The 26,295-nt window shown below is 37.4% G+C and carries 12 protein-coding genes; 7 read left to right on the top strand and 5 right to left on the bottom strand.

The annotated features are described in order from the left end of the window. Positions 1–208: 208 nt before the first annotated feature. Positions 209–1,063, bottom strand: a complete 855-nt coding sequence (locus F6K15_RS08660) for a M48 family metallopeptidase (RefSeq protein WP_293059811.1) — start codon at positions 1,061–1,063, stop codon at positions 209–211. 1,012 nt (positions 1,064–2,075) lie between these two features. On the opposite strand from F6K15_RS08660, the gene F6K15_RS08655 reads away from it, so the two are divergent. Next, complete coding sequence (locus tag F6K15_RS08655) at positions 2,076–2,603, top strand: DUF4330 domain-containing protein (protein WP_293059808.1); 528 nt, start codon at positions 2,076–2,078, stop codon at positions 2,601–2,603. Positions 2,604–3,591: 988 nt separating this feature from the next. Then, entirely contained in the window at positions 3,592–5,565 is a 1,974-nt protein-coding gene (locus F6K15_RS08650) for an AAA-like domain-containing protein (protein ID WP_293059805.1), read from the top strand. Positions 5,566–6,147: 582 nt separating this feature from the next. Here F6K15_RS08650 and F6K15_RS08645 read toward each other — a convergent pair. Together F6K15_RS08645 and F6K15_RS08640 are read right to left on the bottom strand one after the other, a co-directional pair. Further along, positions 6,148–6,399, bottom strand: a complete 252-nt coding sequence (locus tag F6K15_RS08645; protein WP_293059802.1) for a DUF2059 domain-containing protein — start codon at positions 6,397–6,399, stop codon at positions 6,148–6,150. A gap of 81 nt (positions 6,400–6,480) precedes the next feature. Then, positions 6,481–6,747, bottom strand: coding sequence for a hypothetical protein (locus tag F6K15_RS08640; RefSeq protein WP_293059799.1), 267 nt, complete (start codon positions 6,745–6,747; stop codon positions 6,481–6,483). Between the two features lie 552 nt (positions 6,748–7,299). On the opposite strand from F6K15_RS08640, the gene F6K15_RS08635 reads away from it, so the two are divergent. Both F6K15_RS08635 and F6K15_RS08630 read left to right on the top strand, forming a co-directional pair. Beyond that, positions 7,300–10,689 (top strand): AAA-like domain-containing protein, encoded by a 3,390-nt coding sequence (locus F6K15_RS08635; protein ID WP_293059796.1) that lies wholly within the window; start codon positions 7,300–7,302, stop codon positions 10,687–10,689. Positions 10,690–10,919: 230 nt separating this feature from the next. Beyond that, complete coding sequence (locus tag F6K15_RS08630) at positions 10,920–14,618, top strand: AAA-like domain-containing protein (protein WP_293059793.1); 3,699 nt, start codon at positions 10,920–10,922, stop codon at positions 14,616–14,618. Positions 14,619–14,983: 365 nt separating this feature from the next. On the opposite strand, the gene F6K15_RS08625 is transcribed toward F6K15_RS08630, so the two are convergent. Continuing rightward, positions 14,984–15,784, bottom strand: a complete 801-nt coding sequence (locus tag F6K15_RS08625; protein WP_293059790.1) for a class I SAM-dependent methyltransferase — start codon at positions 15,782–15,784, stop codon at positions 14,984–14,986. 461 nt (positions 15,785–16,245) lie between these two features. Continuing rightward, positions 16,246–18,786: a glycogen/starch/alpha-glucan phosphorylase gene (locus F6K15_RS08620; protein ID WP_293059787.1), complete on the bottom strand. Its 2,541-nt coding sequence runs from the start codon at positions 18,784–18,786 to the stop codon at positions 16,246–16,248. A 1,176-nt stretch (positions 18,787–19,962) separates the two neighbouring features. Here F6K15_RS08620 and F6K15_RS08615 point away from each other — a divergent pair. The 3 genes from F6K15_RS08615 to F6K15_RS08605 all read left to right on the top strand — a co-directional run. Then, the gene (locus tag F6K15_RS08615) at positions 19,963–21,321 is read left to right on the top strand and encodes a cytochrome P450 (protein ID WP_293059784.1); all 1,359 of its coding nucleotides are present in this window, start codon (positions 19,963–19,965) and stop codon (positions 21,319–21,321) included. Positions 21,322–21,739: 418 nt separating this feature from the next. Next, entirely contained in the window at positions 21,740–23,401 is a 1,662-nt protein-coding gene (locus F6K15_RS08610; RefSeq protein WP_293059781.1) for a bifunctional UDP-sugar hydrolase/5'-nucleotidase, read from the top strand. 1,873 nt (positions 23,402–25,274) lie between these two features. After that, on the top strand, positions 25,275–26,295 hold a 1,021-nt coding region (locus tag F6K15_RS08605; protein WP_293059778.1), incomplete at its 3' end, for an SdrD B-like domain-containing protein.

Here is a 26,295-nt window from a genome sequence, read left to right as displayed (position 1 = left end):
AAAGGGGAGACTTTAGACCACGATTTTTCGGTAAATAGATATAACTATCTCATACCAATTCCCATGCATTTGTACTATACTTAGCGCAATACTTCAGTTATCAACTAATTAGCAGAAGCCAAATCACTTTTTTGCGAATTTTAGCTGATTTAATATTCATTATCCTTATGTTTTCTTCTCCCCTACTCCCCCACTCCCTAACTCCTAACTACGGAATTAATTGACTGACAATAACCTGATAACGTCTATCATCTAACCCATCACCATTGTAAGCAAATTCCGGATCAATCATTTGTTTCATTTGCTCGATCCTTGCCGATGTTGCTGGATGGGTGCTAAGAAAAGATGGTGGAGAACCTTTTTTTAGCAATTTTTCCATAAATGTAATTGCACCATACTGAGCATATCCCGCTCTGCCTAATGTTTCAATACCTATTCCATCAGCTTCAAATTCTGCCTCCCTACTGTTAGGCCGCCGTAATGCTAATTCTACCCCAACTTGGACAGCAACACTATCATCCACACCTGCTGCAGTAGCTAAACCCTGGGCCAATAATGTCTGACGTAACTGTTTGACCGCATGACGACTAGCAATATGGGCAATTTCGTGAGAAACAACACTAGCTAATTCTGCTTCGTTCTCTGCAGCTTTCATTAAACCAGTATTGATATAGACAAAACCTCCCATAGTGGCAAAAGCATTTATACTGTCATCCTCTACTACTTGAAAAGTATAAGGAATGTCTGGACGGGGACTTGCTGCTGCCAATCTTTGGCCAATTCTATTAATATATTCGTTAGCTGCGCGATCGCGATAAATTTTAAGATTTCTCTGTTTTAATAATTGTTGATTAATTTGTTTACCAAGTTCAACTTCTTGGCGGTCAGACAGGTTAGAAATTTGAATCATCTGAATACTCTGGAAAATTAATTCTCTCCAGGGGATAGCTTGACTGGGAGATGCTGTACCTGCACATAAACCAGCAGCGACCATTACAGATATTAATGGGTATGATGCTTGACGAAAGGAAGAACGAGTGATTAGAGATAGTTTTTTCAACATAAGCTTTTAGATTATAAAGATACTAGATTTTAGATTTATTGCAGAAGGAAGGAAGAAGGAAGAAGGAAGAAAGAAGAAGAAAGAAAGAAGAAGGAAAAATCTTATAGCAATGTGCGCTGGCATATTTACAAATTACAGGAGGTGTCCGAGAGCTAAAATCTTATATTATCGGCAATTTATTCCCCCAGATGAGCTGTTGCCTGTTGCCTGTTGCCTGTTGCCTGTTGCCTGCACGCAGTGCTATACCTTGTCTTAATTTTAAGCTTTTGATTTGTCCTAACCTTTCCTTCGACTGCTATATGTCCTAATTTTTCCTTCAACTGCTATTACAAATAAATTAGCGAATGATATTTGCTTGTTCTTGTCATTTACTACAACAGTTGTTGATAGCTTTTCCGCAAAGTTAAAATTTGATTTTACTACCGAAGATAAGGGAGTTTAGTTAATAAAAAACCTCCTTATCTTCATCCATTGAACTGTAAGCATTCAGCCGTCAGCAATCAGCAATCAGCTATTGCTTTTAGTTTTAGATAAAAACTTTATTAATTGAGGCAGAATTTATACTTAACTATAAAAGTTGGCTTTAAAGTCTATATTCATTAAAATCCCTTCCTTTTGCTGAGAGCTGAAATCTAATAGCTGTTTGCGCAGCATTCCGCAGGAAATGCTTACATTGAGCTTATTTTGAAAATAATATTATCGTCGAAAAAAATATATAAGTATCACCTAAAATCTACAATTTACCACGTGAATAAAGTCAATTTAATGACCGATAGACAAATCTTTATTTATAGTTACGCTAGCAAATTTTAATGAGATTTATTGTGTTAAATGTACAATTATAAAACTCTATTATTGGTGCTTTGCTAAACATGATATTAAGTGGTAATATCTGTAAGAAGAGATTTTCTGAATGAAAATTATCTATATTACCTAACCATCCTGGTTAGCGACAAAAGAATGGCAATATAATGATACCCAATATCACTTGTAATTATTAGTTGATGAAATTATGAAAATTCTGGATTCTCAAGGACGATTATTTGGTAAAGTCAGTGTCTTAGATGTGGGCGCTGTGTTAATAATTTTAATGGTATTACTAGGAATATTTATCGTTCCTGGTACTAATAAAACTTCTGTTGCTCAAGTGGGTAATATTATTACTAAACCAATGGAAGTAGATGCTATTGCTTTAGGTTTAAAAGGGCGCAACCCTGAAAAGTTATTAAGGGAAGGAGAGAAAACTCAATTAATTATTAGAAATCAACCTTATGGAAAAGTTGACCTAAAGTCTGTGGAATTTTTGACTCGAAAAGTGGCAGTTCCTCAGCCTGATGGCTCGGTAAAAGCTTTACCCGATCCTAGAGAGAAAGAACTTTTTAGTCGGAATCTTTTGTTAACTTTGGAAGGTAAAGGTAGAGTGACTGATGATGGTCCTGTATTGGGAAATATTAAAATAAAAATTGGTATGACAATTGAGTTGGAGGGTGCGGATTATAATTTTAATGCTAGTGTGATTGACGTACGAGTACAAGAGTAATTTACTGATTTTATAGAAGTTTAATAGGGTGTGTTTTGCTCCGCAAAATATGTGGCGTGTGCAAAATGCACCTTGAAGAAGGAAGAAGGAAAAAGGAAGAAGGAAGAAAAAATTGATGGGAAATAAACCCCAACCAATTGTCAATATCCTGTAGAGGGTGGGGTATTAAATCCAAAATAAAAAGATTATTTTACAGCGCAATTCATTTTAGTAAACTACTAGGTTAGGGAGTAGGAAAATGCTTTGGTCACTGTAGTCTATCTATTCAAAAATCACTACAATTAAAGTCTCGATGGAATGAACAAGCAAGCTAAAAAATTGAATAGAGATATTAAGAGGTATTAATAGAGAGAAAAGGCATCTAAATTTTCTGGAAAATGACCGAAACCGAGAAAAGGAAGAAAAGGAAGAAAAGGAAAGCGATCGCTTGATTAACAAATTTCTAGCATACCTAAAAAACTCAGAATAATATTTATATATAGCAGTCATTATGACTACTCTTAACTTATGGAATAGCTGCTTGGTTAGCACTTCGCAGGAGAAATAATCAAATATTAATAATCCACCTTATCTCCGAGATAACTAAACGCCTTCTTCCTTCTTCCTTCTTGAAATAATTAAAATTTTGATAAAATTTTTGTACCATTTTGAAAAAAGAATGTTACTAATAATAACTATGATTAAAAGACTTTAAAGAAGATGTCCCTTTGACAAAAAAGAGAATTTCCGGCCTAAAAACTGGCATTGAAGTCATTAATTCTGATCTCAAATCCGTTTAATTCGGTATAAAAAAATGTTCCATCTTCAACCATTACCAAATATTTCTCGATCTCCCCATCTCTCTATCTCCCCTACTCCCCTACTCCCCTACTCACCATCTAATTACACCGATGCTACCGGATTTGATATGACTCCTGACTCCTGACTCCTGACTTCTAAGAAATACCCTAGTTATTTGTAGCAAACATTTATCAAATTGATATTACTCATGTCTGAAAATAATTTTCTTATAGGAAAAATTCTACGTCAACGTTATCAAATTATCGACAAATTAGGCAAAGGTGGTGGGTTTGGTGAAACTTATCTTGCAGAAGATTTAGATATACCGGAAATTCCTAAACCAAAATGTGTTGTTAAGAGGCTAAAACCGACACAAAAAAGTTTAGAAGTTCAGAGGTTATTTGAGCAAGAAGGTCGAACTTTAAATAAATTAGGTAGCCATCCTCAAATCCCAACTTTATATGCTTATTTTGAAGATGACCATGAATTTTACCTAGTTCAAGAACTTATAGAAGGTGAGGATTTAACTAAAGAAATAAATCGCGGTTGGAGTGAATCTAAAGTCGTAGAATTTTTAGCAGAAATTCTGGAATTACTAATTTTTGTTCACGAGAATAATGTGATTCATCGTGATATTAAGCCTGGCAATATTATGAGGCGCAAAAGTGATAGAAAATTAGTATTAATTGACTTTGGGGCTGTGAAAGAAGTGAGGACAATAGTAGTTGGTGATGATGGGCAACCTACTAGCACTATTACTATTGGAACTCCTGGTTATATACCTGTGGAACAACTACAAGGTAGACCTCAATTTGCTAGCGATATCTATGCAGTTGGAGTAACTGCTATTCAAGCTTTAGTAGGAAAATCACCTCAAAAATTTCCCCAAAATATTTCTGGAGAAATAGAATGTGAAACTCTACTTTCTGGTATTAATAATGACCTAGCCAATATATTAATAAAAATGGTAAAAGTTAACTGGCATCAGCGCTACCCAAATGCTCAAGTTGCTTTGGCAGAATTATTGAATATCAAACCAAACTTAGAATCATTAATACATCAGCAAGAACAGGCAGAAACTATTAAAATAGACCCTCCAATTATTAGCAATATTAGTAGTAATAATATTACTCAGCCTCCCGAATCACAATTAGAAACACCTTCAGGTCAAGTTCCTCTAAATTCTCATTTTTATATCGAGCGATATAACTCCGTTCCGCTGTCGCGAACGCCTATTGAATCGGAATGTTTTCAAGCTATTCTGAAGCCAGATGCTTTAATTAGAATTAAAGCTTCTCGGCAAATGGGAAAAAGTTCTTTATTATCCCGAATTTTAGATTATGCTAGTCAACAAGATTATCGGACAGTTTATTTAGATTTTCAAACTATAGATCCAGAATTTATAGAAAATTTAGACCAATTTCTGCAGTGGTTTTGTGCGAATGTTAGTGATGAATTGAATTTAGAGGAACAGTTAGATAAATATTGGAAAAAAGTTTTAGGAGTCAAAAAGCGATGCACTAAATATTTTGAGAAATATCTGTTGACTGAAATTAAGAAACAGATAGTTTTGGGGTTAGATGAAGTCGATCAAGTTTTCCAAAATCCCGATTTAGCAACACAATTTTTTGCCTTATTAAGAGCTTGGCATGAACAAGGAAAAAATAATCCTGATTGGCAAAGATTACGATTAATAATTGTTCACTCTAAGGAGGTTTATATTCCTCTGAATATTAATCAGTCTCCCTTCAATGTGGGATTAGGAATTGAGTTACCAGAATTTAACTTAGAACAGGTAAAAGATTTAGTACAAAGACATGGCTTAATCTGGTCTGATGAACAAATAGAAAGACTAATGGAAATGTTAGGAGGGCATCCTTATTTAGTACGTCTAGCACTCTATGAAATTGCTAGTGGAAAAATGACTTTAGAGCAACTTTTAGAACTGGCACCAATGGATGAAGGACCTTACTATAATCACTTGCATCGACATTTGTTGAACTTGCAAAAAGATGAAAATTTGCAGACAGCAATTACAAAAGTTGTTAATGCAGAAACTCCTGTGGAAATTGGTACAATTGAAGGATTTAAATTACGCAGTATGGGATTAGTTAAATTTCGTGGAAATGCTGTGATACCTTTGTGTGGTTTATATAGAGAATATTTTCGAGTTCATGTTTGAAGAAGTGAAGAGGGAATAAGGAAGAAGGAAGAAGGAATAGGGAAAAAGTAATATTTTATAAACTTAAAAGTGAATAGGAAGTCAAAACTTAATGATAGGACTTTAATTTATTAGTTGATACGCTGTAACTCCTCAGGGATAATCTCTTGCATAACACTCTTAATTTTTGGGTTGATTACCTGAGCTGTTCTTTGCATAGATTCTTGAAATAATTGTGCCATAAATTCAATAGTTTTTCTGCCAGTTATGAAAGAGGAAAGAAGGAAGAAGGAAGAGGGAAAAAGTAATATTTTATAAACTTAAAAGTGAATAGGAAGTCAAAACTTAATGATAGGACTTTAATTTATTAGTTGATACGCTGTAACTCCTCAGGGATAATCTCTTGCATAACACTCTTAATTTTTGGGTTGATTACCTGAGCTGTTCTTTGCATAGATTCTTGAAATAATTGTGCCATAAATTCAATAGTTTTTCTGCCAGTTATGGAAGAGGGAAGAAGGAAGAAGGAAGAGGGAAAAAGTAATATTTTATAAACTTAAAAGTGAATAGGAAGTCCAAACTTAATGATGGGAATTTAATTTATTAGTTGATACGCTGTAATTCCTCAGCGACAATCTCTTGCATAACACTCTTAATTTTTGAGTTGAGTACCTGAGCTGTTCTTTGCATAGATTCTTGAAACAATTGTGCCATAACTTCAATAGTTTTTCTGCCAGTTGGAGTTTGATAAAATTCAATTAATGCCTGCAAATCTTCTTCTGTAAAATACTTATCATAGATAGGATAGTAAACTTCTTCAACAATTTGTTCGTAGCTAATACGTTCGAGAAACATCTGATTAGATTTCTGGACAATACTGGTTATTTCTTGGTTAAATTTATTTGTAACTTGTTGCCTTTTTTCGGGAGAAATTTGTTAATTTTCAAGCAACTCAGAAGTAAAAATAGAACTGAATTGTTGTTCCATCTGAGACAACATAGCTCGAATTACTTCTTGAAATGTTTTTTCTCCTCCTGTAAGTTCCAGATATTGATCGATCAGTTGTTGTTTTTTTGTAGAAATTTTCTGGGATATTCTCTGATTAGATTCAGAATAATTAGGAAAAATTTGAGAGTTAGCAACTTCAGAATTTAGGAAAAACAATGATGAAGTTAAACTAATTAGCAATATTTGTTTAAACATGAGTCAGATGAAGTTAAGTTGATTAGATGTAGGTGTATAATCAAAAATGGAACCTTAACTCTAATATTTTCTTTGTTCTTTATTCTAATAATTATAACATAATAATTTTTTGGCAAGATTTAGAGGATATCTGAAAAGTTTTTAATACTGAATTTTGCCCCCCTAGCCCCTCAATTATGGGGGGAACAAGAATCCATTAGCTGCTAAAATTACCCCAAAATTGGGGGATTTAGGGGGCTTTGATGTAGCAAATAAGACTTCTCAGACAACCTCTTAATTACCGATATTTTAGGAAACAGAAAATAATAAAAATAGAAAGAATTAAAATAGATGTATCTTACTGATGAATATCATATCTAATAAATTGAGACGAAGCTAAACTTATACCAATTTCATACAATATTGCTATGATGCTTTAGTCTGTTGGTAGAAATCTAAAGATTAATACTTTAACTCGCTGTCAAATAAAAGCTTTGAGCTATCAGCTTGGAGTTAGAATTTCCATCCACTTCTTACTTCTTGCTTCTTCCCTTTTCCTTCTTCAAATTAACTATGAATAACTATGAATATTATCTTGGTGGTAGTCTTCCACTTCACGCCACAACTTATGTCAAAAGACAAGCTGATGAAGACTTATATCAAGGTTTAAAAAACGGAGAATTTTGCTATGTTTTAAACTCCCGACAAATGGGTAAATCTAGTTTGCGGGTCAAAACAATACAACGTTTACAACAGGAAAGTATCGCCTGTGTCAGTATTGATATGACAGAAATTGGCACCCATGATATTACCCCTTCAGAATGGTATGCCAGTATTATTGATACTATTTTGACAGGCTTAAATTTAGATGATGATTTTGATATTGAAGAATTATGGGAAGCTAATAGTCAACTTTCTAATGTCAGGCGATTTAGTAAATTTATTGGTGAAATTTTATTGCCATCTATTTCTCAAAATATTGTGATTTTTATTGATGAAATAGACAGTACCATTAGCCTACCTTTTAATATTGATGATTTTTTTGCAGTTGTCCGAGATTGTTATAACAAAAGAGCTGATAATTCCGATTATCAAAAGTTAACTTTTGCCATGATAGGAGTCGCAACTCCAGCAGATTTAATTAAAGAGAAAAAACGTACTCCTTTTAATATTGGTAGAGCGATAAAATTAACAGGTTTTCGGTTAGCTGAAGTAGAGCCCTTAGCACAAGGTTTAGTTGACAAAACTGCCAATATTAATAAATTGATGGAGGTAATTTTAGATTGGACCGGAGGCCAACCATTTTTGACCCAGAAAGTTTGTAAATTAATTCAGGATAGTCCAGAAATTGTATCTGATGGTCAGGAGGCCGAATGGGTGGCCGATTTGCTCAGACAGAAAATCATAGACAATTGGCAAGTACATGATGACCCAGAACATTTAAAGACCATTCGCGATCGCCTTTTATTCCATGAAAAACGGGCAAGTCGGTTATTAGGTCTATATCAGCAAATTTTAATCCCCCTTGCCTCCCCCTCTCCACCCTCTCCCCCCTCTTCCCCCTCTTCCCACACCCAGGCAAATGACAACCCCGAACAAATGGAGTTACGTCTCACAGGTTTAGTAGTAAAACAGGAAGGACGGTTACAAGTTGCGAACCGTATCTATCAAGAAGTGTTTAATTTGCAGTGGGTAGAAAAAGAGTTGGGAAAGTTGCGCCCCTACTCTGAAGCGTTTAGTGCTTGGGAAGAGTCCGGATGTAAAGATGAGTCGCGACTTTTACGGGGTCAAGCATTGGCAGATGCTTTGGCGTGGGCGGTAGATAAAAGTCTGAGCGATCGCGACTATCAATTTTTAACGGCAAGTCAAGAACTAGATAAACGAGAAATGCAACAGACATTGGCAGCAGAAAGACGAGCAGCTCAAATATTAACTGAGGCAAATCAGATATTAGAAGTATTACTCAAAACTGCCTCATCAAAAACACTATTTCTAGCAGGTCAAGAGTTTGAAGCATTATTAGAAGCATTGAGGGCAGCAAAAATTCTACAATCATTATCCAAATCAATTAGAACAAAAGCTGATGCTGAAATGCTGGTGGTAACAGCATTGCATCAGGCAGTCTATGGAGTTAAAGAGTGTAACCGCTTGGAAGGACATAAAGATGGAGTAAATAGTGTTTGTTTCAACCCTAGTGGTACTTTGATTGCTTCTGGTAGTAGGGATAATTCTCTGAAACTTTGGAGTCTCAGTGGTAGAGAATTAAAAACTTTTACGGGAAATAGCGATCGCATCCATAGCATCTGTTTCCATCCTGATGGTCAGATACTTGCATCTGCGGGTTCTGACAGCACCATTAAACTTTGGGGTATTGACGGAACAGAATTACAAAGTTTTACAACAGGACATACCGATCTGGTTAGTAGTGTTAGTTTCAGTCCGGATGGTCAAACTCTTGCTTCTGGAAGTTTTGATCAAACTATTAAACTTTGGAGTTTAGATGGCAGGGAATTACAAACTCTGGTTGGACATAAAAATCGGGTCTCTAGCATCAGTTTTAGTCCAGATGCTCAAACTCTTGCATCTGCCAGTGCTGACAAAACTATCAAACTCTGGAGTTTAGATGGTAGGGAACTGAAAACCTTTATTGGGCACACTTATCACGTTAATAGCATCAGTTTTAGTCCTGATGGTCAAACTATTGCATCTGCAAGTACGGACACAACTATCAAACTCTGGAATTTAGATGGCAAAGAATTTAAAACTTTTAGAGGTAACAGAGATTGGGTAAATGGGGTTAGTTTTAGCCCTGACGGTCAAACTATCGCTTCTGCTAGTGCAGACAAAATCATCAAATTATGGAATATTAAGGGCAAGGAACTACAAACTTTTCAGGGACATAGTAATAGAATTTATAGCGTCAGTTTTAGCCCTGATGGTCAAATTATTGCCTCTGCTTCTAGAGACAATACAATTAGACTCTGGAGACTTAAAAGCAGAGAACGAAATATTTTCAATGGTCATAGCGATGAGGTTAGTAGTGTCAGTTTTAGCCCTGACGGTCAAACTATTGCTTCCGCTAGTTATGACAGCACTGTTAAACTTTGGAATATTCAGGGTAAAAAACTGAAAACCCTTAATGGTCATGCAGGTAGAATTTATAGTGTGAGTTTCAGCCCGACTCAAAAAATTATTGCCTCCGCTAGTGAAGATAAAACTATTAAACTCTGGAGTCTAGATGGCAAGGAACTGCAAACTTTTCAGGGACATAGAGAACGAGTTTATGATGTTAGTTTTAGCCCCGACGGTCAAACCCTTGCTTCTGTTAGTTATGACAGCACTGTGAAGCTTTGGAGTATTGATAGTGGAGAAATACAAACTTTTGAGGGACATAGAGATGTAGTATTTAATGTTAGTTTTAGTCCTGATGGCAGAATAATTGCTTCTGTCAGTAAGGATGGTAGTATCAAACTTTGGCATTTGGATAACAAGGAAGAACAAACTCTTCAAGAATACGGAAATGCAGTGATTGCAGTTACTTTCGACCCTACTGGGAAACTACTTGCTACTGCTAGTGATGATGATACTATTAAACTTTGGAGTCTTGAGGGAATTAAACTACAAACTTTTAAGGGGCATAGTCGTAGGATTTATAGCCTCTGTTTTAGCCCTGATGGTCAGATTCTTGCCTCTGCGAGTATGGATAGAACTATTAAGCTTTGGAATTTTAATGGCAGGAAGTTACATACTTTTCAAGGGTATCGTCGTGGTCTCAATAGTATTTGTTTTAGTCCAGATGGTCAGATGATTGCCTCTGGAAGCACAGATGGCAAAGTAATTTTGTGGAATTTGAATCTCGAAAGTCTGATCAAACTTGGTTGTGAATGGATAGGGGATTATCTGCAAAATAACCCCAATGTCAGTGAAAGCGATCGCCATTTGTGTGATGGTGTTGGGGAGTGAGGTCATTTCAGTGAACAGTTATCAATTATCAGGTTTGTTTCACTGGCTGCGGACTTCAGCAAAAAGACTATCTTATATAGGACAGTGTTTAAATTAACAACTGACTTTAAGGGCAAGGGAATCAACTTTTCTAGTAAGACAATTAAATATTGCTTTTATCCTAAACTAAAAGAAATAGCTGAAGTGCTGATAGCTGACGGCTGAATGCTTACATATTAATTATATTAACTATGAATAATTACGAATATTATCTTGGTGGTAGTCTCCCACTTCACGCCACAACTTATGTCAAAAGACAAGCTGATAACGATTTATATCAAGGTTTAAAAAATGGAGATTTTTGCTATGTTTTAAACTCCCGACAAATGGGAAAATCTAGTTTGCGGGTCAAAACCATGCAACGCTTACAACAGGAAAATATTGCCTGCGTCAGTATTGATATGACAGAAATTGGTGCTCATGATATTACCCCTTCAGAATGGTATGCCAGTATTATTGATACTATTTTGACTGGCTTAAATTTAGACGATGATTTTGATATTGAAGAACTGTGGGAAAATAATAGTCAACTTTCTAATGTAAAACGATTTAGTAAATTTATTGGTGAAATTTTATTGCCGACAATTTCTGAGAAAATAGTGATTTTTGTAGATGAAATAGATAGTATACTTAGCCTACCTTTTAATACTGATGACTTTTTTGCAGTTGTCCGAGATTGTTATAACAAACGGGCAAATAATTCAGATTATCAACGGTTGACTTTTGCCATGATAGGAGTCGCAACTCCAGCAGATTTAATTAAAGAGAAAAAACACACTCCTTTTAATATTGGTAAACCCATAAAATTAACAGGTTTTCGGTTAGCTGAAGTAGAACCCTTAGCAAAAGGTTTAGTAGAAAAAACCACCAATATTAATAAGTTGATGGAGGTAATTTTAGATTGGACTGGAGGTCAACCATTTTTGACTCAGAAAGTTTGTCAGTTAATCAGAAATAGTCCAGAAATTGTACCTGATGACCAAGAGACCAAATGGGTCACAGGTTTGGTGAGACAGAGAATAATAGACAATTGGCAAGTACATGATGACCCAGAACATTTAAAGACAATTCGCGATCGCCTTTTATTCAATGAAAAACGGGCGAGTCGGTTATTAGGTCTGTATCAGCAGGTTTTAATCCCCCACACTTTAGAAGTCAGAACTCAGAACTCAGAACTCAGAAGTGATACTCTCCACACTTTAGAAGTCAGAAGTGATACTCCCCAAACCTCCCACACTCCCAATATTCCCCTCCTGGGAGGGGCAAGGGGTGGGTTCCACACCCAGGCAGATGACAACCCTGAACAAATGGAACTCCGCCTCACAGGTTTAGTAATAAAACAGGAAGGACGCTTACAAGTTGCTAACCGTATTTATCAAGAAGTATTTAACCTCCAGTGGGTAGAGCAGGAGTTAGCAAAATTGCGCCCCTACTCAGAGGCATTTACAGCTTGGGTGGAGTCCGAATGTCAAGATAAGTCACGACTGCTGCGGGGTCAGGCATTAGCAGATGCTTTAGCGTGGTCGGTAGATCAAAGTCTGAGCGATCGCGACTATCAATTTTTAGCTGCTGCTCAGGAAGTGGAGAAACAGGCGATCGAGCTGGAAAAGTTGGAAGCACAGATAAAATTGGATGCTCAGGCAAAGGCAAATCAAATATTGGATGAGGCGAAACGGAAAGCAGAAAAGCGACTGCGGATAAGTTTTGCAGTATTAGTAATATCGTTTATAGCAGCAACTATTACTGCAGTCACAGTCTGGCGAGCAAGTCTCAAAGTAGCAGAAGCAAAAGCAGTGCGAAACAGTATTACTGCTAAATTATTATCTGAGTCAAATAAACATTGGGAAGCAACACTGCAAGCTTTAAGAGCAGTAAAACAACTACCAAAGTCTAATTTAATATTCCAACCCCAGGTTGAGAGCAAAATACAAATTACAGATGCTCTGAGTCAAGCCATGTATACAGATGATGGAAAGTATCAAGAACTTAACTACCTTCAGGGGCATGAGGATAGGGTCTTTGGCGTAACATTTAGTCCTGATGGAGAGACTATTGCTACTGCCAGTGCTGACAATACAGTCAAATTATGGAGCCGTCAGGGAAACCTGTTGCAGACTCTCACCAGCCATGCTGACAATACAGTCAAATTGTGGAGCCGTCAGGGAAACCTGTTGCAGACTCTCACCAGCCATGAGGATAACGTCAGAGGTGTAGCATTTAGTCCTGATGGAAAGACTATTGCTACTGCCAGTGCTGACAATACAGTCAAATTGTGGAGCCAAAAGGGAAAATTATTGCAGACTCTTTCCGACCATGAAGATACGGTTAGAGGTGTAGCATTTAGTCCGGATGGAGAGACTATTGCTACTGCCAGTGCTGACAAAACAGTAAAATTGTGGAACCAAAAAGGAAAATTATTGCAGACTCTCACCGACCATGATAATTCAGTCAATGGTGTAGTCTTTAGTCCGGATGGAGAAACTATTGCCACTGCCAGTAGTGATAACACAGTCAAATTATGGAACCAAAAAGGAAAATTATTGCAGACTCTTTCCGACCATGATAATTCAGTCAATGGTGTAGTCTTTAGCCCTGATGGAGAAACTATTGCCACTGCCAGTAGTGATAACACAGTCAAATTATGGAACCAAAAAGGAAAATTATTGCAGACTCTTTCCGGGCATCAAAATTGGGTCTGGGGTGTAGCATTTAGCCCCGATGGAAAAACTATTGCCACTGCCAGTAGTGATAATACAGTCAAATTATGGAACCAAAAAGGAAAATTATTGCAGACTCTTTCCGGGCATCAAAATTGGGTCTGGGGTGTAGCATTTAGCCCCGATGGAAAAACTATTGCCACTGCCAGTGACGACAAGACAGTAAAATTGTGGAACCAAAAGGGAAAATTATTGCAGACTCTCACCGGGCATCAGAATTGGGTCAATGGTATAGCATTTAGTCCGGATGGAGAGACTATTGCCACTGCCAGTGCTGACAAAACAGTAAAATTGTGGAACCAACAGGGGAAATTATTGCAGACTCTCACCGGTCATCAGAATTGGGTCAGAGGTATAGCGTTTAGTCCGGATGGAAAGACTATTGCCACTGCCAGTGGTGATAATACAGGAAAATTGTGGAACCAAAAGGGAAAATTATTGCAGACTCTTGCCGACCATGAGGATACAGTCAATGGTATAGCATTTAGTCCCGATGGAGAGACTATTGCCACTGCCAGTGCTGACAAAACAGTCAAATTGTGGAACCAACAAGGAAAATTATTGCAGACTCTCATCGGCCATGATAATTCGGTCAATGGTGTAGTCTTTAGTCCGGATGGAGAAATTATTGCTACTGCCAGTGCTGACAAAACAGTAAAATTGTGGAACCAACAGGGAAAATTATTGCAAACTCTCATCGGTCATAATAATTCAGTCTTGGGTATAGCATTTAGTCCCGATGGAGAAATTATTGCTACTGCCAGTGCTGACAAAACAGTAAAATTGTGGAACCAACAGGGGAAATTATTGCAGACTCTCACCGGGCATCAGAATTGGGTCAATGGTATAGCATTTAGTCCTGATGGAGAGACTATTGCTACTGCCAGTGCTGACAAAACAGTAAAATTGTGGAACCAACAGGGGAAATTATTGCAGACTCTCACCGGGCATCAGAATTGGGTTAATGGTATAGCATTTAGCCCGGATGGAAAGACTATTGCCACTGTCAGTGCTGATAAAACAGTAAAATTGTGGCGAAATATAGAGTCGTTCGATCGCCTCCATCAGTGGGCCTGCGACTGGATGCGCGACTACCTAGAAAATAACCCCACTGTTAGTGAAACTGATAAGCGTTTGTGTGATGATGTTGCTAAAATATCCTCCGAACGTTGACAATTAGACATCTCCAGAAAAGAGGGAGTAGGGAGTAGGAAGTAGTTAACCCACCCCTCGCCCCTCCCCCTCCGGTGGAGGGGAAGGACCGAGTCAGGAGGAAAGAGGGAAGAAAGAAGAAGAACTGGAGTTGAAGGAGAAAGTTTTTTTATAACTAATTATCCGGACATGATATAAGTATTTGTTGGGTTTCTCAGGCTCAACCCAACCTACAAAGTTTAAGGTTTTTATTATTAAGTATAGCAGTCGAAGCAAAGGGCGCGGACATATCGAAAGCTTAAAACTCAGATAAAACCATATTTTTCCTTCTTTCTTAGATAACTAAACGCCTTCTTCCTTCTTCCTTCTTCCTTCTTCCTTCTGCATTATTTAGTTGCAACTACTGCTAAATTCCAAGCAAATCTTTTCATCAAAGGCAATTTTTTTAATACCCCATCTAATCTTTCTAATTTCCGATACATTGGTTCTAATCTTTGATGTTCAATAATAATTTTTTTCCAATAACGTTCTTTATTTGGATCGATTTTTTCAATCAAATAAAACCTTAAAAAAATCCACAAAGTTGCTAACCAAAATGTATCGTAAGCTGTTTCTGAATAGAGAGATTTAATAAAATTCACAAGATTAATATCCAGAGGCATTTCATCCTCAGTTCTAACCTTTGTAGCAATGCGTCGATAAACATTAATCACAGGATTATGTTTCAACGGATCCCAAAAACAAGCTTTACCACCAGGTTTAAGAACGCGGTGCATTTCTCTAATTGCTAACTTAGGATTTGGTAAGTGATGAAGTAAGTTAGAAGCATAAACAAAATCAAAAGTATTATCAGGAAATTCTAAAGCCATTGCATCCATCACTTTCCCCTCAATTTGTACCCCATTTGTTTCTGCCAACTTAACAGCAACATCCACCATTCCTGGAGAATAATCTGTCGCCACACACCGCGCTCCTTTTTTAGCAAAATAAACACTATTTTCCCCAGCACCACAGCCTAAATCTAACAAATATTTATTAGTTAAATCCCCCATTTGTTGGAGAATAAATCTATTTTCTGGAGCCGTACAACTTTCAAAATAATCAACTACTCGGATACCTTCTATATCAATAGTTGATGCCCAGATATCGTGGAATTGTCTTTCTTTTTCTAGTATTTTGTCTTGCATTTTTTTCAGGAATTTAGAATAAAAATAAAGTATATTATAGCATAATAAATGCTCTATAGTTTTGCTGGTTGGGTTGAGGAAAGTTAGCGCAGGTTATCAAAATAATATGGGTCTAAAACCCCACTTTTTAAGAGGTTGTCTGAAAAGTCTAATTTGCTACATCACGCGCCCCCGCGCATCCCCCAAAATTGGGGGACTTTTACCAGTTAATAGATTCTTGTTCCCCCCAGAATTGGGGGGTTAGGGGGGCAAAATTCAGTATATTTTTGGAGAGTTGCTCAAATCCCCGTTACAAAAATAACTTCTGACTTATGACTTCGTTAACTGTAGGATAAACCCAACAGACACTTAATTTTTGTTGGGTTGCGCTGCCGCTTAACCCAACCTAGAGTATTGAGCGGGTTCCACATTAAATTAATTGCGCAACATTAAGTTGAGATGAACCCGCCCCATCTAGTAAATTAAGAATCTACCTTCAAACCAGCATTATCTTGAATATAAGTTTCTTGGTCGATCTTGACTGGTTGTGCTCCCCAAATCTCCTTTGCATATTCCATAATTGTTCGGTCAGAAGAGAATTTACCCATGCGAACAGAATTATAGATAGACATTTTCGTCCATTTTTCTTGGTCTTGGAAAACCTGACCAACCCGCTCCTGACATTCAATATAGCTTTGATAATCAGCTAGTAGCATATATTGGTCATTGTACAGTAGAGAATCAATCAAAGGTTTGAACAAATTAGGATTACCTTCACTAAAGTGACCGCTAGCAATTCGGTCAATTACTGCTTTGAGTTCAGCATTAGTATTGTAGTATTCCAGAGGTTTATAACCCTTAGCTTTCAGATCGAAAACTTCTTGAGCAGTCATACCAAATAAGAAAAAGTTTTCTGCTCCAACTTCTTCGCGGATCTCAATATTAGCTCCATCAAGAGTGCCAATAGTCATAGCTCCATTCATGGCAAACTTCATATTACCAGTTCCGGATGCTTCTTTTCCAGCAGTAGAAATTTGCTCAGATAAGTCAGCAGCAGGATAAATAATCTGACCAAGGGAAGCATTAAAGTTGGCCAAGAAGACAACTTTTAGGCGACCGCGTACATCCGGATCGTTATTAACCACATCAGCAACAGCATTAGTCAATTTAATAATCAACTTAGCCATATAGTAACCAGGAGCAGCTTTGCCACCAAAAATAAAAGTGCGGGGTGTAACATTAATGCTAGGGTTTTGCTTAATGCGATTATACATCGTAATGATGTTGAATACATCCAAATGTTGGCGTTTGTACTCATGAATACGTTTGACTTGAATATCAAATAGAGAATTAATATCTACCTCAATTCGATTATGCTTGAGAATGCGCTCTGCCAACTTAGCCTTATTCTCTTGCTTTATTGCTCGCCAACGATTCCTAAATTCTGCATCATTCACATATTTTTCTAGTTGCCTTAGTTGGTCAAAATCTCGCAACCAACTATCTCCTCCCAGTTTCTCAGAGAATAGGGCAGAAAGTTTGGGGTTACTCAGTAAAACCCAACGACGGGGAGTCACTCCATTAGTCTTATTGAAGAATTTGTCTGGGAAAAGTTGGTAAAAATCTTTAAGCACACCTTTTTTCAACAATTCTGTGTGCAGTGCTGCTACTCCATTGACAGCATGACTACCAACAGTAGCCAAATTAGCCATCCGCACAGATTTTTCTGCTCCCTCTTCAATTAGAGAAACCCGGGCAAGCAATTCTGGATTTTTAGGAAACCAAGTTTGCACTTGAGTTAAAAAGCGCCGATTAATTTCATAGATAATTTCTAGGTGGCGAGGGAGAAGGCGACCAAATAAACTAATTGCCCAACGCTCTAACGCTTCAGGTAGCAAAGTATGGTTAGTGTAGGCAAAAGTATTTTGAGTAATATGCCAAGCACGCTCCCAGTCCATATCGTACTCATCAATTAACAAGCGCATCATCTCCGCGATCGCCACAGCAGGGTGAGTATCATTAAGTTGAATTGCTGCTTTCTCGTATAAGTTGTCTAGATTTTTATTGTGAAATAAATGCCTACGGATGATGTCCTGTAAAGCACAGGAAACGAAGAAATATTGTTGCTTCAGACGGAGTTCCTTACCTTGAGGAGTATTATCATTTGGATAGAGAACTTTGGAGATCGTCTCCGAACTCATTTTATCTGCTACCGCACCGTCATAGTTTCCAGCATTGAACTCTTCAAATTTAAAGTCTACACTAGCTTCTGCTCGCCACAAACGTAGAGGGTTTACAGTATTTACTTTATAGCCAGGAACAGGGGTATCATAGGGGATACCAATTACAGTTTCATCCGGAACCCAAGTTACTCGATAGTTCCCTTTATCATCATGGTATCCTTCTGTATGACCTCCAAACTTTATTTCTACCTTTTCAGCAGGACGAGCTATTTCCCAAGGGTTGCCGAAACGTAACCACTTATCAGGGATTTCTGCTTGCCAACCATCTTGTACAGTTTGGGTAAAAATGCCAAATTCATAACGAATACCATGACCCACCGCCGGAATTTCTAAAGTAGCTAAAGAGTCCAGAAAACAAGCTGCTAATCTACCCAAACCACCATTTCCTAAACCAGGGTCGTCTTCTTGTTCCAGTAGTTCATCTAAATCTAACCCAGATTCGGTGATAGCTTGACGAATTTTTTCATAAATTCCCAGGTTAATCAAACTATTACCCAGGTGACGACCCATGAGAAATTCGGCAGAGAGATAATATACGACCTTCACATCTTTCTCATTATAAGTACGAATTGTAGAAAGAAAGCGTTGGAGTAAGCGATCGCGTATAGTATAAGCCAGAGCACGATAAAAATCATCTTGTTTTGCCATGGACTCATAGGTCCCCTGCAAATAAAACAGGTTATCTGCTAGGGCACGTCTGAGAGTAGTAACACTCATTCCGGTGCGATCGTCTTCTACCCGAATTTGATTTTCAGCAGTAGGGTTGATATATTGATTCATTACTCCTCCATAAATTTAACCGTTATTAATTTTTCTGTATTAGTAAAGACAAAGGTGGTAATTAGCTTTGCCACATAGGAGTTATAGCGCTACGCGCAGGTCAGCAGTCAGTAGGGGCGAATGGCCATTCACCCGTACAGAAGTCAGAAGTAATCTATGACTGGGTTTGAGCATTTAGGAATGTCCGCACCCTTTGCTTCGACTGCTATATTCTATAGGAAACTTCTTCATCCAGTGAGACTAGCTAATGGAATTTTAGATTCCTATAATATTTGCCTACTGTCTGCTTTTATAGTTATTCAAGCTTTACCATATAGATAAAATTTCTACTGTTTCTTAATGACAGAATCAGGAGTCAAGAGTCAAGAGTCAAGAGTCAAGAGTCAAGAGTCAAGAGTCAGGAGTCAGGAGTCAGGAGTCAGGAGTCAGGAGTCATGTAGGGAGCTAGAGAAATAGAATAGGGGGAATAGGTGGAAATTTGCCTCATTCTTCACCATCTCCCCATCTCCCCAAATTCCCCTCCTGGCAGCAGGGCTAATTCTTTAGTTATCAGAGAATATTGACAACCCTATATTTTTGGTTAACTAACGGGACTTTAGCAAAAAATGCCTTAAAAATAGTTTTAAACCCTTGCGGTATAATGCTTTAACGTCAAAATAGCCTATTTCTTGATATATCTAGATTTGAGCCATTTTTAGCTAGAGTAACGTGTTTTCATTGCTACCGTTGAGTTTGAAGCCATTTTCAGCCTAAAAAATATCAAAGTCCCGCTAATTCTAGTAAGATGTACGAAATTTAAAAGGATACAATTTTGCTCTAGTGACAATAAATTGACCCTATTCCCCCACTCCCCTACTCTCCACCCTCCTCCTATATTTTTAAATAGAACCCATTTGGGATCTATAGCAAGAAACGAGTTGGTGTTTGACATAAATTGATGATGAACCTTAGACAAAGAAGATAAACCTTAGACAGAGAAATACTTTTCCCACTGTTGCCTGTTCCCTGCTATATGTAGCAGTCGAAACAAAGGGCGCGGAAATTTATAAAGGCTCAAACGGGCGTCAGGGATGACTTTTGAATTTTGACTTGAGCGGAGCACTATAAACCCTCCCATCTCACTTACAAATGAATCAAAATAGATGAGGTAACTTTGAGATAATCAGCAAAGCAAAAATGGTATTACCTGATGGCCCAGCATTGTCCCCTCTACAACGAAGACTCCGGACTTGGAAATTTATTTTTCGTCCCTTACAAACAATAGAGGAGCGATATTCTCAATACGGAGATATCTTCAGGACTAATACTAACTCCAAGACTCCTTTTATCTATTTCTGTAACCCTAAAGCTATTCAACAAATTTTTACTGCTGACCCTAATACCTTTAGCTCAGGTGGTGGTAATGGTGCTTTACAATACCTTGTGGGTAGAAATTCTCTACTTCTGCAAAACGGCGATCGCCATCAACGTCAAAGAAAATTATTAATGCCACCTTTTCATGGCGATCGAATGCGTACTTATGGGGACTTAATATACAATATTACCTCTAATGTTATGGATCGGTGGCAAATAAACAAACCTTTCCCCATCCGTAGGTCTACTCAAGAAATATCCCTAAAAGTTATCCTTGGGGCGGTATTTGGTTTAGACCGAGGAGAACGTTACGAACAACTGAGAATACTTTTGTCTGATGTCCTCGACTCCATTAGTTCTCCCTTAACCTCCACTTTTCTTTTCTTCCGTTTCTTGCAAAAAGACTGGGGTCCTTGGAGTCCCTGGGGTAAATTTTTAAGAAAAAGGCAAAAAGTTGATGAGCTAATATTCGCAGAAATTGAAACTGCTAGGGAAGAAGCAAATCATCGTGATGATATCCTCAGTTTACTGCTAGAAGCGCGTGACGAAGTAGGCGATCGTATTAGTGACGAAGAAATTAAGGATGAACTGCTGACTTTGCTTTTTGCAGGTCACGAAACTACTGCTTCAGCTTTAGCTTGGGCATTATATTGGATCGATAAAATTCCGGTGGTGCGGGAAAAACTATTAGCAGAATTAGCGACTCTTCCCACTAACCCAGAAAAAGTTGCCATTACTAAACTTCCCTACCTCAGTGCGGTTTGTCAAGAAACTTTGCGTCTCTATCCTATTGTCATAACTTCTTTTCCTAGAGTTGTCCAGAGACCTGTAGAAATTATGGGTTATCAACTTGAACCAGGAATGGTAGTACTTCCTTCTATTTATCTAACTCATCAAAGAGAGGATATTTATCCAGAACCTAAAAAATTTAAACCAGAACGTTTTCTCGAAAGACAATTTTCACCTTATGAATATTTACCTTTTGGAGGAGGAAGTCGTCGTTGTATCGGTTCAGCTTTTGCTTTATTTGAAATGAAATTAGTTTTGGCAACTATTTTATCAAAGTGCGAACTCAAGTTAGTTTCCCATAAATCTATCCAACCTGTCCGTAGAGGGTTAACTATGGCACCACCAGGAAATATGCGAATGGTTGTTAAACAGAAATTTGGCGTTGCTGAATAAATGTATGAACCTATCCCACTATTTTATTTGAAAAAGGAGTCAGGAGACAGAATACAGGAGACAGAATACAGGAGACAGAATCTATTATCTGCGACTTCAAACCCGGCGTTGGTGAATCAAACTATGAAACCTAAATTTGGCAAAATATAAAATGCTTTTCAGTTAATAGTTAGGCAATAGCCATTAAAGCACAATCATAGCCACGCATCACCAACGCTAGATATAGCAGTGCTCTAGACCTGTATTTTCAGATTAAAAATTAATAATTGCTAAAAGCCTCATATGGAATCCGGACAATTAATTAGTTGATGAAAAACTTTGTACCTTTTCACCTTATTCTTTCCCTTCTGCCTTCTGCCTTCTGCCTTTTGCCCTCTGTCTTCCTTGGTTATTTACACTCGTATTAATATTTATTCCCTTGATAACATCAAAACCCCCAACCAAAACCATCACCATTCTGGAAACTAGCGATCTTCATGGCAACCTTATGCCTTATGATTACTATACTAACCAACCCGCAGAATGGGGATTAGCAAAAGTCGCTAATTTAATTGCACAGGAACGAGCTAAAAATCCTAATTTATTGCTTATTGATGCCGGCGATACTATTCAAGGAACACCATTAACTTATTACTATAATCGAATTGACACAGAAGCGGTGCATCCGATGGCAGTAACAATGAATGCTCTCAAATTTGATGCTGCTACTTTAGGAAACCATGAGTTTGACTATGGTACTAATGTGCTTTCCCGTTGGATAAGTCAGCTTAATTTCCCCATAGTTTGTGCGAATATCCAAAAAAGTGATGACACTCCTGCTTTTCAGCCTTATATCATTAAAAATGTTGATGGTATAAAAATTGGCATTCTTGGCTTTATTACTACTGCAACTTCTAACTGGGTGTCATCTGAAAATATAGCTGGATTAACTTTTGAGAATCTCATAAATACTGCTCAAAAATATATTCCTCAAATGCGAAATGATGGTGCAGATGTAATTACTATTGTTCAACATAGTGGTTTTTCTAAAGTACCAAAAGATAAAAGGCTGGCTTCTGCTTGGTTAACCGATATTCAAGAGTGGGAAGAAACAGGCTCTATTCCTGGTTCAAATCTCACCTTAGAATTAGCGCAACAGGTAAAAGATATCGATCTAATTATGGCAGGACATTCACATCACGATGTTCCTAAAGCTATAGTTAATAATGTTTTAATTGCAGAACCTTCTTTTTGGGGAAAAGCTTTAAGTAAGTATACTTTAGTATTAGAGCGTCGGGGTAAAAAGTGGGAAGTTCTTGCTAAAGATTCTACTAATTTATATGTTACTGATATTAAACCGGAACAGAAAATCTTACAACTTTCTTTACCATATCATCAGCAAACTTTACGTTATATCAATCAACCTATTGGTGTGGCACAAACTGAATTTTATGGTGGCATGAAAGCACGTTTTCATCAGAGCAAGCTGTCAAATTTAATCAATCAAGTACAAATACAAGCGGCAGAAGCAGCAGGTTATCCTGTAAATATTTCTCTGACTTCTATTTTTAATAACACTGGTAAAATTACTCCAGGAAAAATTACTAGGAGAGATATTTACAGTGTCTATAATTACGATAATTATTTGTTAGTCCTAGAAATTAATGGGGATATTTTGCGTTGTGCATTAGAAAAAAATGCTGCTTATTTTAAACAAGTTAATATTGATGATTTACCCTGTCTTACTGAAGAAGTTTTAGCTGAAAATTCTCTTGGTTATAACTGGGATTTATATAGTGGAATTGATTACATAGTTGATATTACTCAACCAGTGGGAAAACGAATTACTAAGTTACAGTTAGATGGAAAAAATATTGAACAAAATCAAGTTTTACGAGTTGCTATGAATAGTTATCGTGCTAATGGTGGTGGTGGTTATTTGATGTTTAAAGAAGGAAAAATAATTTGGCAATCTTCTACAGAAATTCGTGAATTCATTGCTGAATATGTCAAGAATAAAGGGATCATTGAATCGGATACTATTACTTCAGGAGGATTACAATTAGTTCCAGATTTATATCAAAAATATTTTGGTAATTAGGGCTTGCTGATTAAATCTAAAAGCATTGACTTATATTGGTTGAGCGCATTTTTTAGTTAAAAAAAGTCCAAGCTTAATGGTCTTAATGGTTCAAAAAAGAGCGCATATTAGGCGCATAGTTGGGCAGAATAATCAAGTGATTATTCTTTCTCCTACCTCCTCTATAATTCCCATTTCTCCTATCTTCCCCTCCACCGGAGGGGTTAGGGGTGGGTTGTCTCTAGTATAGCTGTCTCCTACCCTTACCCATAAGACTAGTGAAGCGCAAACCCTAATTAACTCATAACGATAACTAAAAAAGCTGATGGTTATTATGTCAGCTTTAGTTGAGAATATCAAACAGTTCCTAGCCTAATTCCTACAGATAATATCAAAACTGCTGTAGGAGTAGATATTGGTTTAATAGATATTTGTAGCAAAAATTCCCCCAAACCCTATTATATAATCTTTAGTTAGTATTAGTATTTAATGTGAACGAAAAAGAAACAGAAGAGTATTACAACCATGAACATAGAATAAGTTAATAGATCTTAAGAAATTATTAAAAATATTGCAGTTATATTTTTAATACTATATAATTGTAGACTAATCTATTACTTAGAAACAATAACAAAATGACACACATGATAGCAATGAATTGTGCTTGTGAATCCTGTTCATGTATTGTTTGTCCGATGGTGGCACTAACAATCATTCCTATATTACTCATTGCGTTCAAGAAAATTATGAGTGCTATAAGTAGCGAATCAGCCATAGAAAAGAATCCAAGTAGCGTCCAATTATAAAATTCTCTATGCTTACCTAGTATCAAGAAAATCCTCATGTTACTAGAGTTAAAAATATCGCTGCGCCATCCGTAAAGTTGTAGTAAATACACAGCTCAATAACTTTTTATCCGCTTTCACTTCATAGCTTTCAGGGTCAATCTACATTTTTTTTTGTAAAGCATCATTTAACTTCATATCCTGATTTGCGGATTTGTTAGTACTAGCGCGTCTAGCCTTATATCTAAAGACTGAGGCAAGTATAGACTTTACAATAATTTGGAATCAAGGCTGCTAATCAGTGTACCTCCTCCTCAGACATCTAAAATTAAACACTGGCCGGATTTGATACGAGGGCTGAAAATTAAGGGCGTTGCTGAGGGGCGGGATGAATCTTTTTTGAACAGGTAAATCTCATCCTTAATACTTAATACTTCTTTATTTGTCCAAGCATACAATTCATCCCACAAATATGCAACGCCTCTCCTTCTATTCATCTTTCTTCTTCTTTCTTCCCTCCTGACTTTCCCTCCTGGGAGGGGCGGGGGTGGGTTGGGCGCGCGGGTGGGTTGACTCCTAAGTAATTAAAGTTAATATTATACACGCTCTTCAGCAACGCCAAATTAAGAAACTATAAGTTTTGAGTTGCCTGAAATATTCAAAGCTAAACTTAAAGTAAATACAGCATATTTCGGAGAAATGAGCCACAAGGAGCGAATAGTAAAACTCTTGTGGCCTAGATTCGTGCACCACTAAATGTGTACCTCATAACATCGGGAATTGCTGTAAAATTTTGAGGTTTGGCGATCGGATAATTTGTGAAAAAAGTACCTCATGTAGCAGCCTTCATACTACATTATTGTAATTGATGTAGTGTCTAAATATGCCAGCGCGCATTGCAATATCGTATGGTACATCGTTAACAGTACCCTCTACTTTAGATGTCCATCATTGCTTTAAAAATTTTAGAAATTTAGTAAGTATCTAAATTCAAAACTGCATAACCGAGGTTCTTCGTAGAAATAGAATTAATCACCGACGCTATAAAGCAAGAGCTTGCATTAGGTATTCATAAAAATAGCAATAATCATAATCAGGGGAATATTGTTATGGACAAAATAGAAGCAGCAGCAGATGTAATTACCTCAGATAGTCTTTTAGATATGGACTTGGAGGACAACAACATAGAAGAAGTGTCAGGGTTAACGATACAAGACCCTTCTGGTATTGGTGTAAATGGGGAAATTGAAAATGAATTTCCCGCCGCCGATAATACCCCGATCGCCGTAGAGCCACTTGTACTTGCTGAGGGACAGCAGGTATTTGATTTTGATGAAATCTCAGATACTTTTGATCTAGAACAATTTGGAGGCCAACAAATTGGAGATTTTTTCTGGAGTGAGTCGTGGGGAGTTATTCATAGAGATCATCACCCAGGTAGTGGATATGAGAATGGGACCGTTTCTCCACCGTACACTGGGTTTAATTGGAGTGCGCTCCCAGTAAGCATTACTTCAGAGGAAGACTTTACATTCAACAGTGCCTATTTGACTTCAGCGTGGACAGATGGCATGAATATTGAGGTAATAGGTTTGAACGATGGAGTCCAGTTGTATTCCGAGACTGTTAATGTCAGTACCTCCGGTCCAACTCTGTTTGATTTCAATTTTATTAATGTTGATGAAATCCAGTTTTCATCTTTTTCACAGTTTGTCATTGATGACTTGGTCTATACACCTGAAGACCAAGAACCGGGTTCCATATCGGGTTACAAGTGGAATGACCTAGATGGCGATGGCATCTGGGACGACAATGAACAGGGACTCGAAGGGTGGACAATATACATAGACGAGAACAATAATGGTGAACTCGATGATGGCGAAATGTCCACTGTCACCGATGGAGATGGTTACTATAGCTTTGATGATTTAAGCCCCGGAACTTACACCATTGCAGAAGAACTTCAACCAGGATGGGAGCAAACATACCCTGGTTCTGGAGATGGGGAAACAGTTATAATAGACTTTGAATCCCTCAAACATGAGGATGCAAATACACAAGACCATGGGTTTAACTATGAAGAAGACGGTTTTGTTCTTGATAATCTGAGCCAACCGTTTCCGTTTGCCA

This window comes from Okeania sp. SIO2B3, assembly GCF_010672525.1.
GTDB lineage: Bacteria > Cyanobacteriota > Cyanobacteriia > Cyanobacteriales > Microcoleaceae > Okeania.
Note: the sequence above shows the minus strand (reverse complement) of the source record. Positions and strands in the feature narration are given on the sequence as shown.